At 55.9% G+C, this 16,387-nt stretch carries 16 protein-coding genes; all 16 read left to right on the top strand.

Annotation, left to right across the window (positions count from 1 at the left end; all coding sequences use genetic code 11):
- Positions 1 to 154: 154 nt before the first annotated feature.
- A complete protein-coding gene (gene ndk, locus AC1RSM_RS02950; RefSeq protein ID WP_492929326.1) occupies positions 155 to 580 on the top strand; it encodes a nucleoside-diphosphate kinase in 426 nt (141 codons plus the stop codon).
- Between the two features lie 152 nt (positions 581 to 732).
- Complete coding sequence (rlmN, locus tag AC1RSM_RS02955) at positions 733 to 1,881, top strand: dual-specificity RNA methyltransferase RlmN (RefSeq protein ID WP_492929328.1); 1,149 nt, start codon at positions 733 to 735, stop codon at positions 1,879 to 1,881.
- Entirely contained in the window at positions 1,878 to 2,372 is a 495-nt protein-coding gene (locus AC1RSM_RS02960; protein WP_492929331.1) for a helix-turn-helix domain-containing protein, read from the top strand. Before rlmN ends, AC1RSM_RS02960 begins: the two co-directional genes overlap by 4 nt.
- Positions 2,369 to 3,655, top strand: a complete 1,287-nt coding sequence (ispG, locus tag AC1RSM_RS02965) for a flavodoxin-dependent (E)-4-hydroxy-3-methylbut-2-enyl-diphosphate synthase (RefSeq protein ID WP_492929333.1) — start codon at positions 2,369 to 2,371, stop codon at positions 3,653 to 3,655. The genes AC1RSM_RS02960 and ispG overlap by 4 nt, the downstream gene beginning before the upstream one ends.
- Positions 3,656 to 3,697: 42 nt before the next feature.
- On the top strand, positions 3,698 to 4,981 hold the full coding sequence (hisS, locus tag AC1RSM_RS02970; protein ID WP_492929335.1) for a histidine--tRNA ligase: 1,284 nt from the start codon (positions 3,698 to 3,700) through the stop codon (positions 4,979 to 4,981).
- A 2-nt stretch (positions 4,982 to 4,983) separates the two neighbouring features.
- Positions 4,984 to 5,619, top strand: coding sequence for a YfgM family protein (locus tag AC1RSM_RS02975; protein WP_492929337.1), 636 nt, complete (start codon positions 4,984 to 4,986; stop codon positions 5,617 to 5,619).
- A 3-nt stretch (positions 5,620 to 5,622) separates the two neighbouring features.
- Positions 5,623 to 6,798, top strand: a complete 1,176-nt coding sequence (gene bamB / locus AC1RSM_RS02980) for an outer membrane protein assembly factor BamB (RefSeq protein WP_492929339.1) — start codon at positions 5,623 to 5,625, stop codon at positions 6,796 to 6,798.
- Positions 6,795 to 8,153, top strand: coding sequence for a ribosome biogenesis GTPase Der (gene der / locus AC1RSM_RS02985; protein WP_492929342.1), 1,359 nt, complete (start codon positions 6,795 to 6,797; stop codon positions 8,151 to 8,153). Before bamB ends, der begins: the two co-directional genes overlap by 4 nt.
- The gene (hisC, locus tag AC1RSM_RS02990; protein WP_492929344.1) at positions 8,153 to 9,235 is read left to right on the top strand and encodes a histidinol-phosphate transaminase; all 1,083 of its coding nucleotides are present in this window, start codon (positions 8,153 to 8,155) and stop codon (positions 9,233 to 9,235) included. The genes der and hisC overlap by 1 nt, the downstream gene beginning before the upstream one ends.
- A 116-nt stretch (positions 9,236 to 9,351) precedes the next feature.
- On the top strand, positions 9,352 to 9,588 hold the full coding sequence (hfq, locus tag AC1RSM_RS02995) for an RNA chaperone Hfq (RefSeq protein WP_003799329.1): 237 nt from the start codon (positions 9,352 to 9,354) through the stop codon (positions 9,586 to 9,588).
- A 78-nt stretch (positions 9,589 to 9,666) separates the two neighbouring features.
- Complete coding sequence (gene hflX / locus AC1RSM_RS03000; RefSeq protein ID WP_492929347.1) at positions 9,667 to 10,755, top strand: GTPase HflX; 1,089 nt, start codon at positions 9,667 to 9,669, stop codon at positions 10,753 to 10,755.
- Complete coding sequence (gene hflK / locus AC1RSM_RS03005; protein ID WP_492929350.1) at positions 10,739 to 12,058, top strand: FtsH protease activity modulator HflK; 1,320 nt, start codon at positions 10,739 to 10,741, stop codon at positions 12,056 to 12,058. Before hflX ends, hflK begins: the two co-directional genes overlap by 17 nt.
- 9 nt (positions 12,059 to 12,067) lie before the next feature.
- Complete coding sequence (hflC, locus tag AC1RSM_RS03010) at positions 12,068 to 12,955, top strand: protease modulator HflC (protein ID WP_492929351.1); 888 nt, start codon at positions 12,068 to 12,070, stop codon at positions 12,953 to 12,955.
- Positions 12,956 to 13,124: 169 nt separating this feature from the next.
- Positions 13,125 to 14,282 (top strand): ATP phosphoribosyltransferase regulatory subunit, encoded by a 1,158-nt coding sequence (locus AC1RSM_RS03015; protein ID WP_492929354.1) that lies wholly within the window; start codon positions 13,125 to 13,127, stop codon positions 14,280 to 14,282.
- A 74-nt stretch (positions 14,283 to 14,356) separates the two neighbouring features.
- Complete coding sequence (locus AC1RSM_RS03020) at positions 14,357 to 15,652, top strand: adenylosuccinate synthase (RefSeq protein WP_492929356.1); 1,296 nt, start codon at positions 14,357 to 14,359, stop codon at positions 15,650 to 15,652.
- Positions 15,653 to 15,805: 153 nt separating this feature from the next.
- The gene (locus AC1RSM_RS03025; RefSeq protein WP_492929358.1) at positions 15,806 to 16,351 is read left to right on the top strand and encodes a phosphoribosyltransferase; all 546 of its coding nucleotides are present in this window, start codon (positions 15,806 to 15,808) and stop codon (positions 16,349 to 16,351) included.
- Positions 16,352 to 16,387: the final 36 nt, after the last annotated feature.

The following is a 16,387-nucleotide window of genomic DNA, read 5'->3' on the forward strand; positions in this document are numbered from 1 at the left end:
GTGGCCGTGCGTCTTTGGCGTGGTAAAATGCCGGGTTGCCGTAAATCTGATGAAAGTGCTTGTTTTCATTAAAAAATTTAGCGCGAACCGTCGGATCTGCATTTTGCTTTACGCAGCAAAGACTACACTATATTGTTCTTAATTGGATTTTCACATGGCTATTGAACGCACTCTGTCCATTATCAAGCCCGACGCTGTTGCTAAAAACGTGATCGGTCAGATTATTTCCCGCTTTGAAGGCGCTGGCCTGAAAGTGATCGCTGGTCGCCTGGTTCACCTGTCCCGTGGCGACGCCGAGCGCTTTTACGGCGTGCACGCCGAGCGTCCTTTCTTCAAGGATCTGGTTGACTTCATGGTCTCCGGTCCTGTGTTCGTACAAGTTCTGGAAGGCGAAGGCGCCATTGCCAAGAACCGCGAACTGATGGGTGCTACCGACCCCAAGAAAGCTGACGCTGGCACCATCCGTGCTGACTTCGCAGAAAGCATCGACGCTAACGCAGTTCACGGCTCTGACGCCCCTGAAACTGCTGCTGTTGAAATCGCTTTCTTCTTCCCAGAGTGCAACGTTTACAGCCGTTAATCGGCTAAACCGCGCAGTACTGGCGGCACTCTGATCAGGACTTGCCCGACCCACCGTCTTTTCAGTGAGCCGGGCAAGCCCTTCAAAAGAGGGCTTTTGGGCTGAATTAGCGCAGAAGCAATCGCCATACCGCGTGAGGGTATTAATTTTTTATGTCATCGCTCGAACCTACCAATCTTCTGGGCCTGGGCCCGGAGCAACTTGTTGAACTGGTCGCCCAATGGGGTGGCAAGCCTTTCCGAGCGCGCCAATTGCAGCGCTGGATCCATCAGCGTCAACAAAGCGATTTTGGGCAGATGACCGATCTGGCGCGCGAGTTTCGCGAACAGCTGACCGCCAATTGCGTTATCACTGCGCCCAGCATGTCGCACGAACATATTTCTGCCGACGGCACCCGTAAATGGCTGTTTGATGTAGGCAGCGACAATGCCGTCGAAGCGGTTTTCATCCCCGAGGACGACCGTGGCACCCTGTGTATTTCCAGCCAGGCTGGTTGTACGGTGGCCTGTCCTTTCTGTTCCACGGGTTACCAAGGTTTTAACCGCAACCTGACGACCTCCGAGATCATTGGTCAACTGTGGTTTGCCCGCCGTGCCTTGCTAAGTGCGCCGGAAACGGCCCGCATTGGCGATGCCGAGCAAACCGGGACCCGCGTGATCAGTAATGTGGTCATGATGGGCATGGGTGAACCCTTGCTCAATTACGACCAGGTTCTGGGTGCCTTGCGCCTGATGCTGGACGACAATGCCTATGGCCTGTCGCGCCGTCGTGTAACGGTCTCCACCTCCGGTGTGGTGCCCATGATGGACCGCTTGGCTAATGATTGCCCGGTGGCGCTGGCTGTGTCGCTGCATGCACCCAATGATGCGCTGCGTGACCGCCTGGTGCCGCTGAACAAGAAGTACCCGCTGCGTGAGCTTCTGGATGCCTGTAATCGCTATCTGGAACATGCCCCGCGCGACTTCATCACCTTTGAATACATCATGCTGGACGGCATTAACGATACCGACCAGCATGCGCAGGAACTGCTCGACATTGCGCGCAATGTGCGTTGTAAATTTAATCTGATTCCTTTTAATCCTTTTCCGCAGTCCGGTCTGAAACGCTCTTCAGCTGCACGGGTCAAACAATTTGCCCAACGGTTGATGGACGGTGGGGTGGTCACCACGGTGCGCAAGACTCGCGGCGATGATATCGCGGCAGCTTGTGGACAGTTGGCGGGCGATATTCGTGATCGCACCCGTATCGAACAACGTTTGCCTGATCGTGCTGTTATTCAAATCAAACAGGAACGTGCATGAGCGAGACTCTGGCCCCCTCCAACCCACCTGCTCCGCAAGCGGGTACAGGTGTAGGCCCTACATTGCGCGAGCTGCGTCTGGCGCGAGCCTGTACGCTGAACGAAGTCTCCACCCGTCTGAAGTTTTCGGTTCGGCAGCTGGAATCCCTTGAGGCCGAGGAGTGGGACCAGTTGCCCGGTGGACAGTCCTTGCGCGGCATGGTGCGCAACTATGCGCGTTTTCTGGATGCGGATATTTCGGCCGTGTTGGTAATGCTGGAGGCGCAGGTCAGTGACGCTGCGGCTCTTAAGCCAGTGCCACGCAGCACCTCTGGTTCGAGCCTGTCCAGTGCCGACTTGAGCCTGTATGCGGATTCGCGTTCCGGTTTTTCCTGGATCTGGATTCTGATCATTATTGTCTTGTTGGTAGTAGCTGGTTTTTATGCCATTGATCGGGGCTGGATTCCCGAAGAGTGGCTGGTATTTGACTGGCTCAAGGAATTGAAGAAATGACGCAGGGCCCCGAAATTTCCTCTGCTTGCCAACCCTTGCCAGTTGGCGCCCTGCCCAAACGGGTAACGCGTGCGGTTGACGTGCGCTGGGGTGATCATGTGGTGAAACTGGGGGGCTCAGCGCCGGTCGTGGTTCAGTCCATGACTAATACGGATACGGTCGATGCGATTGCAACGGCCATTCAGGTCAAGGAACTGGCGCGTGCCGGTTCGGAGCTGGTTCGTATTACCGTCAACACCCCCGAAGCGGCCCGCGAAGTGCCGGCTATTCGCGAACAGTTGGATCGCATGGGCGTGAATGTGCCCCTGGTGGGCGACTTTCATTACAACGGCCACAAACTGCTGGCAGACTATCCTGAGTGTGCTCAGGCCCTGTCCAAGTACCGGATCAATCCGGGCAATATGGGGGGTGGCAAGCGCCGGGACGACAATTTCGCCAAGATGATCGAAATTGCCTGCCGCTACGACAAGGCCGTGCGCATTGGTGTGAACTGGGGCAGCCTGGATCACGAACTGATGGCGCGCATGATGGACCAGAACAACGAGCGTGTTCATCCCTGGACGGCACAAGCTGTCATGCGTGATGCGCTGGTAATTTCAGCTATCAGCAATGCCCAGCGTGCCGAGGAACTGGGTTTGCCCGGCAGCCGCATTGTGTTGTCGTGCAAGGTCAGCCATGTGCAGGACTTGATCACGGTGTATCAGGATTTGTCCTCGCGCTGTGATTACGCTTTGCACTTGGGGCTGACCGAAGCGGGGATGGGCAGCAAAGGCATTGTGGCGTCTACCGCGGCATTGTCCGTATTGCTGCAACAAGGCATTGGCGACACGATTCGTATTTCCCTGACCCCTGAGCCGGGCGGTGATCGTGCCCGCGAGGTCGTGGTGGCTCAGGAGATTTTGCAGACCATGGGTCTGCGCGCCTTCACCCCTATGGTGGTGGCGTGCCCCGGTTGTGGACGCACCAGCAGTACGGTGTTCCAGGAACTGGCTAACGATATTCAAAGTTATTTGCGTGACCAGATGCCTGTTTGGAAGGATCTGTATCCCGGCGTCGAAACCATGAACGTCGCGGTGATGGGCTGTGTGGTCAATGGTCCGGGTGAAAGCCGCCATGCCGATATCGGCATCAGTTTGCCGGGCACTGGGGAAGTCCCTTCGGCACCTGTCTATGTGGACGGCGAGCGAGTCGTGACCCTGAAGGGTGATACTATCGCTCAAGAATTTCAGACCATTGTCCAGAATTACGTTGAGCGCCGCTACGGCAAGGCTCCAACGGTTTGATCAACACGCTTGTCAGTCTATGGCGAGCAAACCATTAGAATTATGACGCAGCAGTTTCAAAAGCTCCGCGCCCTGACGGGCATGAAAGACACCTTACCGGGTGAAAGCGCACAATGGGAAGCCTTGGAGGCTTTGGTGCGGGAATGGCTGGCCAGCTATGGCTACCGGAATATGCGCACACCTGTGCTCGAGCATACACAGCTGTTCGCTCGTGGTATTGGTGAGGTCACCGATATTGTCGAAAAGGAGATGTATTCCTTTACCGACTCGCTCAATGGCGACAAGCTCACCATGCGCCCGGAATTTACGGCGGGCATGGTTCGCGCCACCATCGAGCATAATCTTTTGTACGATCGGCCTCATCGCGTTTACGCCCTGGGGCCGGTGTTTCGTCACGAGCGCCCGCAGCGCGGACGCTATCGCCAGTTTCATCAGATTGACGTGGAAGCCCTGGGCTTGCCCGGTCCGGACGTAGATGCTGAGTTGATCGTCATGTTGGCACGGCTGTGGAAGATGCTGGGCCTGACGGACATCCGTCTGGAACTGAACTCGCTGGGGCAGGCTGAAGAGCGTGCGGCCCACCGTGCTGCCTTGATCGAACACTTGGAAGCGCATAAGGATGTGCTGGATGAAGAAGCCCAGCGCCGTATGTATACCAACCCCTTGCGCGTTCTGGATACCAAGAATCCAGCCATGCAGGAAATGGCGAATGCGGCTCCACGCCTGTTCGACTTTCTGGGTGAAGAGTCTCGTGCTCACTTTCAAGGTGTGTGCGAGCGTCTGGATGATGCCGGTATTGCGTACACCTTGAACCCGCGTCTGGTGCGTGGTCTGGATTATTACAATCTGACCGTGTTCGAGTGGGTAACGGATCGCCTGGGTGCCCAAGGCACCGTATGTGGCGGTGGCCGTTATGACGGGCTGATTGAATTGATGGGCGGCAAGCCTGCTCCTGCGGTGGGCTTTGCCATTGGCATGGAGCGTTTGCTGGATCTGTGCTCGCAAGATGGCGAACAACAGGCCGTGCCCGAATGCCAGGTTTATATGGTTCACCAAGGCGAGGCTGCGCAACGCAAAGCCGCGCTCTTGGCCGAGCAACTGCGTGATGCCGGTTTGCAGGTAATTGTTCACGCCGGCTCCAGTGGTTTCAAATCCCAGTTCAAGCGGGCTGACGCCAGTGGTGCACAGGCCGCCGTTATCTTGGGTGACGATGAACTCCAAAAAGAACAGGCCAGTGTGAAGTGGTTGCGAGCTGCGGATGGCGCCGAGCAGCAACAGTCTGTTGATTTTTCTGAACTCGCCAGTGTTTTGTCAGCAAGGATTTGAGCATGGCCTACGATCTTGAAGAACAGGAAAAACTAGATGCCATGCGCGCATGGTGGGACCGCTGGGGCACCTTGTGCATTGTGATTGCTTTTGCCGTTCTGGCCGCCGTGGCCGGTTGGCGTGGCTGGCAGTGGTATCAGGGTCATCAGGCAGGTCAGGCCATGGGTTATTTTGAAGCGTTGGAAAGCGCCGCTGCCCAGCCCGGAGAAGAATCGGATACCCGAATTTTGGCTGCCAGCAGCACTTTGCGCAGCGAATTTGCCAAGTCTGGCTACACGTCCCGTGGCGTATTGCTGGCGGCTCAGGCCTTGCAGCAACGCGGTAACTTGACCGCAGCACGTGAGCAACTGGAGTGGATGGTCAAAACGGACCACGATCACGCGCTGACACCGCTGGCTCGTTTGCGCTTGGCGGGTGTATTGCTGGAACAGAAAAATTACGATGAGGCCTTGGCTCAGCTGAATAATCCGCCTGCCAGCTTCGCTGGTTTGTTTGCTGATCGCAAGGGCGACATTCTGGCTGCTCAAGGGCAGTACGATGCGGCACGCGAAGCCTGGAAGCAGGCCGTGGAGTTGCTCAAGCAAGACCCCATTTCGCAGCTGGTACAGATCAAACTTGATGCCCTGGCAGGAGCTTAATACATGTCTCTTTCTACTCGCAAAACCCCGTCCTCTGCTATGCGTGCCTTGCGCCTGAGCGCTCTGGCTTTGAGCCTGACCGCGCTGGCGGGTTGCTCCATGTTCTCCAGCAAGGACCCACGGTTTGAGCCTACGCCCCTGACGGAATACACACCGGGTGTGGCTGCCAAAGTGTCTTGGAGCACCTCCATCGGTAGTGGCGCTGATTCAGGCTTTGCTCCTCAGCTGAACGGCTCTTCCGTGTACGCTGCCGCCGTGTCGGGTCAGGTCAGCAAAGTGGATCTGGACACAGGACGTGTGCAGTGGTCCGCCAATGCCGGCAAGAAGCTGACTGCCGGTGCGGGTTCTGACGGTGTGGTTACGGCCGTCGCCTCGGTGGACGGCAATGTCATCGCCTTTGACGATTCGGGCAAGGAATTGTGGCGCAGCCGCAGTAGCAGCGCTGTGAATGTGCCGCCTGTCGTGGGTGCCGGTGTTGTCGTGGTGCGTACCAGCGATTACCGTTTGCAGGCATTTGATGCTAGCACCGGTGATCTGCGTTGGAGCTTGCAGCGCCCCGGTCCAGCCTTGTCGCTGAAAACCAGCATGCAAATGCGCATCATCGACGGTCTGCTCTTGGCAGGTATGCCTAATGGTCGTCTGATGGCGATTGACGCTGCTCAAGGTCATCTGGTGTGGGAAGGCAGTATTTCTGTTTCCCGTGGCGCCACTGATCTGGAGCGTATTAATGACGTAGTGGGTGCGCCCCAAGTCGTCGATCCTTTGCTGTGCGGCGCCACCTATCAAGGTCGGGTTGCTTGCTTTGACGTCTCCCAAGGTGGACGTCTGGTATGGGATAGGGAATTTTCGGCCGGTACCGGTGTCGCAGCGGACAACCATATGTTGTATGCCGCCAATAGCCGCGATCAGATTGAAGCTTTTGCCATGACAGACGGGCAAACAATCTGGACGCAGAATGCTTTGCGTAACCGTGGTCTGGCTCCTTTGGCCGTCTTGCCGCAGGCGCTCGCCGCCGGTGACAAAGAAGGCTATGTTCACTTTCTGTCGCGTACCGACGGCACCTTGTTGGGCCGTGTCAGTGTAGGCGGTGGTGCCATTGTGTCGCCTTTGATCGGAACCTCGCGTGGGGTTGTGGTGCAAACCGGCAATGGTAATTTGGTCTTGGTTGGAATCAATTGAAAAGCGTTTCTTTTAAGCCCGTAGTGGCTTTGGTCGGTCGGGCCAACGTCGGCAAGTCCACTTTGTTCAATCGCCTGACGCGTTCGCGCGCGGCTTTGGTGGCGAACTTTCCTGGCCTGACCCGCGACCGTCATTACGGCGAAGGCCGGGTAGGTGAACGTCCCTACATCGTGGTCGATACGGGCGGTTTTGAGCCCGTCGCTAAAACCGGCATGTTGTTGGAGATGGCTCGTCAGACTCAGCAAGCGATTGCCGAAGCCGATGTCGTTGTCTTTCTGGTCGATGCCCGTGAGGGCGTCAATGCCCTGGACCTTGAAATTGCGCAGTTGCTGCGCAAGCTGGGTCAAAAAGTGCTGTTGGCCGTCAATAAAGCCGAAGGCATGCGCTATGAGGCCGGCGGCGCAGAGTTCCACGAGTTGGGTCTGGGTCAGCCTTACCTGATTTCCGCGTCGCACGGCGACGGCGTTGAAGAGCTGATCAATCTGGCTCTGGAACAAGTGCCCAGCCCAGAGTCTGATGGCGATGACCAGGACGAAGAAGCATTCCAGCATCGTATCAAGTTGGCGATTGTGGGCCGCCCCAACGTGGGCAAATCCACCCTGATCAACACCTTGGTGGGTGAAGAGCGGGTAATTGCCTTTGACCAGCCCGGTACAACGCGTGACGCGATCGAAATTGAGTTCGAGCGTAACGGGGTGGAATACACCCTGATCGACACTGCTGGCCTACGTAAGCGCGGCAAGGTGTTCGAGGCCGTTGAGAAATTCTCCGTGATCAAGACCCTGCAAGCCATTGAGGCGTGCAACGTGGTCTTGCTGATGATTGATGCCCATACCGAAATTTCCGACCAGGACGCCAGCATTGCCGGCTTCGTGGTGGAAACTGGCCGTGCCTTGGTGGTGGGGATTAATAAGTGGGACGGTCTGGACGAGTACCAGCGCGAATGGATTCAACGCGAGTTTGATCGCAAATTGCGCTTCCTGAACTTTGCCAAGATGCACACCTTGTCGGCCTTGAAAGGGCAGGGGATCAATCCTTTGCTCAAATCGGTCAACACTGCGCATGCAGCCGCTTTTGCCAAGCTGTCTACCCCCAAGCTCACCCGTGTGATGCAAGAGGCGGTGGAGCAGCAACAACCGCCGCGCAAGGGTATTTTCCGACCCAAGTTGCGGTATGCTCACCAAGGCGGCATGAACCCTCCGATCGTGGTGATTCACGGCAATGCCCTGGATGCGATTTCGGACAGTTACCGCCGTTATCTGGAAACGCGTTTCCGCGAAGCCTTCAAGCTGGAAGGCACACCGTTGCGGATCGAATTCAAATCATCTAAAAACCCTTATCTGAAGGATGCGTAATGAGTCGTTTGTGGAGTGACCATGTAGCTGGGCTTTCTCCCTATGTGCCAGGTGAGCAGGTGAAGCTGGATAATCTCTTGAAGCTGAACACGAACGAACATCCTTTCGGTCCGTCGCCTAAAGCGCTGGAAGCCATCCGGCAGGCGGCGACCGATGATTTGCGTCTTTACCCTTCCTACAGTGCGCAGGAACTGCGTGATGCCGTGGCCCAAAACCACGGTGTGAAAGCGAATAATGTCTTTTTGGGCAATGGCTCGGACGAAGTGCTGGCCCATGTGTTCAGCGCCTTGTTCCTGCGCGGCGTGCGCCCCGTCCTGCTGCCTGATATCACTTACAGCTTCTACACCACTTACTGTTCGTACTTTGGTGTACCGGCAGATATCGTGCCGCTGCGTGAAGACTTCACGCTGAACGTGCAAGATTATGTGCGTGAGCGCAGCCTGAAGCCAGCCGGCATTATTTTTGCCAACCCCAATGCGCCTACCGGTATTCCGCTTTCCCTGACCGACATTGAGGCCATTTTGGCCGCCAACCCCGACACAACCGTGGTCGTGGATGAAGCCTATGTGGACTTCGGTGGTGACTCGTCGGTGGGCTTACTGGAAAAGTATGACAATCTGGTGGTCATCCAGACCATGTCCAAATCGCGCGCCTTGGCAGGCTTGCGTGTGGGCTATGCCCTGGCCAGCACGGAGATCATCCAGGCGCTGGAGCGGGTCAAGGACAGCTTTAACTCCTATCCCATGGATACCATCGCCCAGGTAGGTGCCGTCGCGTCGCTGAAAGATGCCGAGTATTTTGAGCGTCAGTGCCAGGCCGTGATTGACGCGCGTGAGCAATTGCGTGCGGACCTGGAACAGCTGGGTTTTGAAATTTTGCCATCCAAAGCGAACTTTTTGATGGCAACGCACCCTAAGCATTCGGCAGCTGGTATTCAGCAGGCCCTGCGTGAGCAAGGTATTTTGGTGCGCCATTTCCGCCAAAGCCGTATTGAGCAGTATTTGCGCATTACGGTGGGTTCTCCCGAGCAATGTGCCCGACTGTGCAACAGTTTGCGGCAGATTTTGGGTCAAGGCGCCTGATATACACCTATTAGATAAATATCTCCAGATTGAAACGTGCGGATTCAGGGAAAACCCGGTAAAGTAGTAGGATTCGCTTCCACTTCTGGAAAAACAACATAACCGGAGCCTCACCAATGAGCAATAAAGGGCAAATACTACAAGACCCGTTTTTGAACGCACTGCGCAAGGAGCATATCCCTGTGTCGATCTACCTGGTTAACGGCATCAAGCTGCAAGGTCAGATTGAATCCTTCGATCAGTATGTCGTGCTGCTGCGTAATACAGTCACTCAGATGGTGTATAAGCACGCGATTTCTACCGTCGTTCCTGCACGCCCTGTTACTTTGGCTGCGGATGAGCAGGCTGAGTAAATCCTCACCCAGTTCTTTGTACTCTGAAAGACCCGTCTCGCGGTTCCCGCGGGCGGGTCTTTGTTTCTGGAGCAAGCGTTGAAGGCACTCGTTATTAGTGTGGATATGGGTGAGCTGGACTATCAGCCACATGCCGAAGAGTTCGTCATGCTGGCTGAAGGTGCAGGGGCCCAGATCGTCGAGTTGCTGGTGGTTCGTCGTTCTCGTCCAGATCCGGCTTACTTCATCGGTACCGGCAAGCTGGAAGAAGCTGTTGCCCTGGCCAAGGCCACGGGGGCAGAAGTTGTGCTGTTTGATCGGGCGTTGAGCCCGGCCCAGCAGCGTAACCTGGAGCGCAAGCTGGAATTGCGGGTGGTCGATCGTGTCGCCCTGATTCTGGACATCTTTGCTTTGCGGGCCCAAAGTCATGAAGGGAAACTGCAGGTCGAGTTGGCCCAGCTACAGCATCTGACTTCTCGCTTGACACGCATGTGGAGCCACCTCGAGCGTCAAAAGGGTGGTATTGGCATGCGCGGTCCGGGTGAATCCCAACTGGAGATGGACCGCCGGATGATTGGTGACAAGGTTCGCACCTTGCGCGAACGTCTGGCCAAGGTGCAACGCCAGCGCAGTACCCAGCGTCGAGCACGCTCCCGTAGTGGAACTTTGTCGGTGTCGCTTGTCGGTTACACCAACACGGGCAAGTCCACCTTATTCAACGCGCTGACTCGTGCCGACGCTTATGCGGCCGACCAACTGTTTGCCACCCTGGATACCACTACGCGTCGCGTCTGGATCGAAGGGGCAGGGCAGGTGGTTGTATCGGATACGGTCGGTTTTATTCGAGAGCTGCCGCCTACATTGATTGCAGCTTTCCGGGCCACGTTGGAAGAAACCGTCCATGCTGATTTACTGCTGCATGTGGTGGACGCCGCCAACCCACAACGCGATGAACAAATCGCCGAAGTTCACAAGGTTCTGGAGGACATCGGGGCCCATGAAATCCCCCGAATTCTGGTCTACAACAAAATTGACCAGGCCGGCTATGAGCCACGGGTAGAGCGGGACGAACATGGTACTATTGCCCGAGTCTTTGTTAGCGCTTTAGAGCGCATCGGATTGGATGGGTTGCGTACGGCAATCGTCGAATCAGGTCATTTCGCGGAAAACAATGCGTCTGAACAATAAAATTTTCAATCTCAATGATCCCGGTTGGGGACGAGACAGTGGCAAAAACGGTTCCGAGCCACCTCGCCGCCCCGAGAAACAAGATGGCCCGCCTGACCTCGACGAGGTATGGCGTGACTTCAACAGTCGGTTGGGATCTTTATTCGGTAAAAAGGGACGTCGCTCCCCTCCCGGGGGCATGCCTCCTGGTGGTAGCACGGGTCCATCCATGCCCAAAGGTTCGCCCAAACTGCTGGTTATCGGCGGTGTGGTGGCGGTGGGTTTGTGGTTGGCCAGTGGCTTTACCATCGTTCAGGAAGGTCAGGTTGCGGTCGTCACCCGTTTTGGTGAATACACAAAAACCTTGAACCCCGGTTTGCAGTGGCGTTGGCCCGCTCCGATCGAAGATCATCAAACCGTTAATATTTCCCAGCTGCGTACGTTTGAAGTGGGCTTTCGGGGTAGTGCTCGCAATAAAGTATTGCCTGAGTCCCTGATGCTGACCACTGACGAGAACATCGTCGACATGCAGTACGTGGTGCAGTACCGCTTGCTGCCAACGGGCGCGCCTGATTACTTGTTTAATACCAATAATCCGGACGAATCCGTGCGTCAGGCGGCTGAAACCGCGATGCGCGAAGTGGTGGGCAAACAACCGATGGACTCGGTTCTGTACTCCGGCCGTACCCAGATTGCGGTTGATGTTCAGCAATTGGCTCAGTCCATTCTCGATCGCTACCGTACTGGTATTCAGATCAGCACCGTGGCTATTCAGAACGTGCAGCCGCCTGAGCAGGTTCAGGCAGCCTTTGACGATGCTGTGAAGGCCGGTCAAGACCGCGAACGTCAGATCAACGAAGGTCAGGCTTACGCCAATAAGGTGTTGCCAGAAGCCGCTGGTCAAGTGGCTCGCATGATGCAGGAGTCTGAAGGTTACAAGGCTCGCGTTGTGGGTGACGCCAAGGGTGATACCGCACGATTTGGCAGTGTTGAAGCTGAGTACGTGAAGGCGCCTGGTGTGACTCGTGATCGTATGTACTTGTCTACCATTCAGGAAATTCTGGAAAGCACCAGCAAGGTGCTGGTCGACACGCGTAGCGATAACAACATGATCTATCTGCCTTTGGACAAGATCGTGCGTCAGGTAGGCAGTCGTGGCGAAGCGGATCCTTCCGCACCCGTCGCCTCGGCCGCTTCGCAAGGACAGGTCAGCCGTCCAGCCACTCCGGCTGTGGCACCGAAAGCACCCGCACCGGCTAATCCAGCCAATCTGGATACCTCGCTGGGTTCTTTGGTCAGTCCTTATTCCCCATACGCACGCTAGGAGAGCTTGATGCAACGTTTATTTCCTGCTCTAGTGGCCCTGGCGGTAATTGTCGGTCTGCTGCTGTCTTCCGTTTTCATCGTGCGTGAGCGCGATGCTGCTCTGGTTTTTGCTCTGGGTGAAGTGCGTGGCACGATCACCACTCCCGGTTTGTATTTCAAACTGCCACCGCCGTTTGAAAACGTTGTTTTCCTTGACAAGCGTCTGCAGACGATTGAAACCAAGGACCCCGAGCGTATTCAGACTGCCGAAAAGAAAAACTTGCTGATCGACTCCTACGTCAAATGGCGTATTGCTGATCCACGCTTGTTTTACGTGACCTTCGGTTCCACCGACCGTGGTGCTGTGGAGCGCTTGCAGGCCCAGATCCGTGACGCGCTGAACGCATCGGTCAACGTGCGTACCGTGAAAGATGTGGTGTCTACCGAGCGTGATGCCATCATGCGTGAAGTGCTGACGGCAGTAGAAGCTCGTGCCCGTCCTTTGGGTGTGGAAGTGATTGACGTGCGTTTGCGTCGTATCGACTTCGCTCCTGAAATTTCGGAATCCGTGTACCGTCGTATGGAAGCTGAGCGTACTCAGGAAGCCAACCGCTTGCGTGCAACCGGTGCGGCTGAAAGCGAACGCATCCGTGCTGAAGCCGAACGTCAGCGCGAAGAGCTGTTGGCCGATGCTTACGCACAGGCTCAGGCCATTCGCGGTCAAGGTGAAGGGGAAGCTGCAGCCATCTACTCCGAGAGCTATGGCAAGAACCCCGAGTTCTACCGTTTCTACCGCAGTCTGGAAGCCTATCGCAGTGCCTTCAGTCAGCAGACCGATACGCTGGTCATCAGTCCCGACTCTGATTTCTTCAAGTACTGGGGCAAGCAAGGATCGGCAGCAACGCCAGCTAACTGATCCACGCTAGAGAACTTAGGGCCGCGGGTGTTCCACCTGCGGCCCTGATCGTTTATACTAGCGTGTAAGTTACTAACACCACTTCGCACGCGACTTGGGCGGCTTACAAGCCCCAAGTCGCTTTTTGTTTGGCTGGAACTTTCGTTTATAAGTAGTCCGAGGCACGAGTATGTCCAATTGGTTGTTGCCAGAGAGCCTGGCTGATATCTTGCCTGCAGAGGCGCGCCGCATCGAAGAATTGCGCCGCGATTTGCTAGACTTGTATCGTACTTACGGGTTCGAGCTGGTTGCTCCGCCGCTGGTGGAGTATCTGGAATCCCTGCAAGCGGTTTCTGGCACAGATCTGAATCTGCGTACCAGTAAAGTTGTCGATCAGATCTCAGGTCGTACGATGGGTGTACGCGCTGATATGACGCCCCAGGTGGCGCGTATCGATGCTCACTTGCTCAATCGCGAAGGCGTGACTCGTCTGTGCTACTGTGGTTCGGTTTTGCATGCCCGTCCGGCAGGTTTGTTGTCGGATCGCGAGCTTTTGCAGATCGGCGCAGAAATCTTCGGCCATGCCGGCATCGAGTCCGATCTGGAAGTGGTGCAATTGGCGCTGGAAAGTGTGGGACGGGCAGGGGTGCATCATCCTCGTCTGGACCTGAATTACCCTGATCTGGGGCGCTTTCTGATCGAGCGCGATCCTATTTTGAAAACCCGCGTGGCAGAAGTCTGTGAGCTTCTGAACGCCAAAGATGTGTCTGGCCTGCGTGCCCTGGGCCGTGAGTCGGGCTGTCTGCCAGAAACTACTCGTTATCTGTTGGCGCTGACTTCACTGTATGGCGATGGCAGCGTGCTGGAGCGCGCTCGTAGCGTATTGCCCGATGAGCCGGAAGTGCGTGAAGCGCTGGGCAGCCTGCGCAGCTTTATTGATGCTTTGCCAGGTCACGAGATTACGGTGGACCTGGCCGATATTGGCAGCGGTTACGCCTATCACTCTGGTCTGATCTTCTCGGTGTACGCCGAGGGTTGGCATGATGCCTTGGTCAAGGGTGGGCGTTTTGATGGCATTGGACGCATGTACGGCCGTGCCCGACCTGCTACCGGTTTCAGCCTGGATTTGCGCAAGCTGTCCGCCGGCCTGGCTCCGGCGCAGGTAGCTCGTGCAGTTCGTGCTCCCTGGGGCAATGACTCTGACCTGATTGCAACCGTAAAACAATTGCGCCAAAGCGGTGAAATTGTGATTCAGATGCTGCCAGGACAGGTGCTGAGCCTGGATGAATTTGTGATCGACCGCGAGCTCGTCTTGCTGGACGGTCAATGGCAAGTTAGGGCGCTGTAAGCCAAACGGCTTGTGGCGCAGGTGATTGTTATCGGTCCGGCACTGTGCCGGCCTCCTTTATTCTGATACTAGACATGAGCAAAAACCTTGTGGTGATTGGCACCCAGTGGGGTGACGAAGGCAAAGGCAAGATCGTCGACTGGCTGGCCGAGTCCGCGCATGGCGTGGTTCGTTTCCAGGGTGGGCATAACGCTGGCCATACATTGTGGATTAATGGCAAGAAGACGATTCTGCGCTTGATTCCTTCGGGCATCATGCATGAGCACGTCACTTGCTACATCGGTAACGGTGTAGTGCTGTCGCCTGAAGCCTTGCTGACTGAAATTGCAGAACTGGAAGCGGCCGGTCTGGACGTGCGTTCGCGCCTGCAGATTTCGCCTGCTTGCCCGCTGATCTTGCCCTACCACATCGCTGTGGATCAGGCTCGTGAAAAGCGTAAAGGCGATGGCAAGATTGGTACGACGGGTCGCGGTATTGGCCCAGCCTACGAAGATAAGGTGGCACGCCGTGCCCTGCGCGTACAAGACTTGTACGACCCTGAAATCTTCGACGAGAAGCTGTCCGAGGCGCTGGATTACCACAACTTCGTGTTGACCCAGTACTTGGGCGCCGAGGCTGTCTCCGCCGAACAAGTGCGCGATCTGGCCATGAAGCATGCCGAGCAACTGGCTCCTATGGTGGCTGACGTCACCAACAATCTGTACCAAGCCAAAAAAGCAGGGCAGAAGCTCTTGTTTGAAGGTGCTCAAGGTGCATTGTTGGATATTGACCACGGTACTTACCCCTTCGTTACCAGCAGCAACTGCTTGTCCGGTGCTGCTTCCGCGGGCTCGGGTGTTGGTCCCCAAGAACTGAGCTACGTGCTGGGTATCGCCAAGTCCTACACCACTCGCGTCGGTTCGGGTCCATTCCCCACCGAGCTGCTGGATGACACCGGCATGCGTCTGGCTACCGTTGGCAAGGAATTTGGTTCGGTTACTGGCCGTCCACGTCGTTGTGGCTGGTTTGATGCTGCTGCCATGAAGCGTTCGGTCATGATCAATGGCATTTCGGGCCTGTGCATCACCAAGCTGGATGTGCTGGATGGTGTTGAGCAGATCAAGATTGGTGTGGGTTACCGCTATAAAGGCGAATTCCTGGACGTCTTGCCCTACGGTGCACACGCTGTTGCCGAAGCCGAGCCCGTGCTGGAAGAGATGCCCGGCTGGACTGAGTCCACAGTGGGTGTGACAGACTACGACAAGCTGCCTATCAATGCTCGTCGATATCTGGAACGTATTGCCGAGCTGTGCGATGTACCTATCGATATGGTGTCGACGGGGCCAGATCGCAACGAAACCATCGTATTGCGCGATCCGTTTACCAAATAAGCGATTTCTCGCGGTATAATGCCTTGCACCGTTGTACGGTGCGTACAAAGCGGCCCTTGGGCCGCTTTGTCGTTCTGGATGCTGCGCGGCCTACCAGACTCTTGTTTTGCAGGTATGAAAGGCGCAGCTATTGCATTTATATCTGGAATAATTATGAGTCTGCCCTCTAGTAGCGATACCGATGAATGGGTTTCTTGGGAACAATACAATCGTCTGATTGAACAATTGGCCCTAAGTATTCACGAGTCCGGTTGGAAATTCGAGAAAATTGTTTGCCTGGCCCGAGGCGGCATGAGAGTGGGGGACGTTATTTCGCGCATCTATGATGTACCCCTGGGTATTTTGGCTACCAGCAGCTATCGAGAAGCCGCCGGTACCGAACAGGGTGATCTGGATATTGCGCAATACATCACCATCACTCGAGGCACGTTGGATGGTAATGTGCTGCTGGTCGATGATATGGTCGATACGGGCAAGACTTTTATGCGTGTACGCGATCACCTGCGCGCGCAGTTCCCCGCGATCACCGAGCTGAAAACCGCCGTTTTGTGGTGGAAAGGCCACGCACAAGTCGACCCAGACTACTACGTGTCCAAGTTGCCCACAAATCCCTGGATTCATCAGCCTTTTGAGGACTACGATAGCATTCGCCCTCATCAGCTTGACGCTTGGATTCGCAAGGGTACAGGCCAGGCTTGATCGCTGGCATTCAGACACTTGGTGGATAGCCCATTT

Source organism: Alcaligenes sp. GW821-FHT11D07, assembly GCF_058808495.1.

What these genes read in the sequence shown, in the direction of transcription:
- ndk (WP_492929326.1), top strand. Translation starts at nt 155, where the DNA reads ATGGCTATTGAACGCACTCTGTCCATTATCAAGCCCGACGCTGTTGCT.
- rlmN (WP_492929328.1), top strand. Translation starts at nt 733, where the DNA reads ATGTCATCGCTCGAACCTACCAATCTTCTGGGCCTGGGCCCGGAGCAA.
- AC1RSM_RS02960 (WP_492929331.1), top strand. Translation starts at nt 1,878, where the DNA reads ATGAGCGAGACTCTGGCCCCCTCCAACCCACCTGCTCCGCAAGCGGGT.
- ispG (WP_492929333.1), top strand. Translation starts at nt 2,369, where the DNA reads ATGACGCAGGGCCCCGAAATTTCCTCTGCTTGCCAACCCTTGCCAGTT.
- hisS (WP_492929335.1), top strand. Translation starts at nt 3,698, where the DNA reads ATGACGCAGCAGTTTCAAAAGCTCCGCGCCCTGACGGGCATGAAAGAC.
- AC1RSM_RS02975 (WP_492929337.1), top strand. Translation starts at nt 4,984, where the DNA reads ATGGCCTACGATCTTGAAGAACAGGAAAAACTAGATGCCATGCGCGCA.
- bamB (WP_492929339.1), top strand. Translation starts at nt 5,623, where the DNA reads ATGTCTCTTTCTACTCGCAAAACCCCGTCCTCTGCTATGCGTGCCTTG.
- hisC (WP_492929344.1), top strand. Translation starts at nt 8,153, where the DNA reads ATGAGTCGTTTGTGGAGTGACCATGTAGCTGGGCTTTCTCCCTATGTG.
- hfq (WP_003799329.1), top strand. Translation starts at nt 9,352, where the DNA reads ATGAGCAATAAAGGGCAAATACTACAAGACCCGTTTTTGAACGCACTG.
- hflK (WP_492929350.1), top strand. Translation starts at nt 10,739, where the DNA reads ATGCGTCTGAACAATAAAATTTTCAATCTCAATGATCCCGGTTGGGGA.
- hflC (WP_492929351.1), top strand. Translation starts at nt 12,068, where the DNA reads ATGCAACGTTTATTTCCTGCTCTAGTGGCCCTGGCGGTAATTGTCGGT.
- AC1RSM_RS03015 (WP_492929354.1), top strand. Translation starts at nt 13,125, where the DNA reads ATGTCCAATTGGTTGTTGCCAGAGAGCCTGGCTGATATCTTGCCTGCA.
- AC1RSM_RS03020 (WP_492929356.1), top strand. Translation starts at nt 14,357, where the DNA reads ATGAGCAAAAACCTTGTGGTGATTGGCACCCAGTGGGGTGACGAAGGC.
- AC1RSM_RS03025 (WP_492929358.1), top strand. Translation starts at nt 15,806, where the DNA reads ATGAGTCTGCCCTCTAGTAGCGATACCGATGAATGGGTTTCTTGGGAA.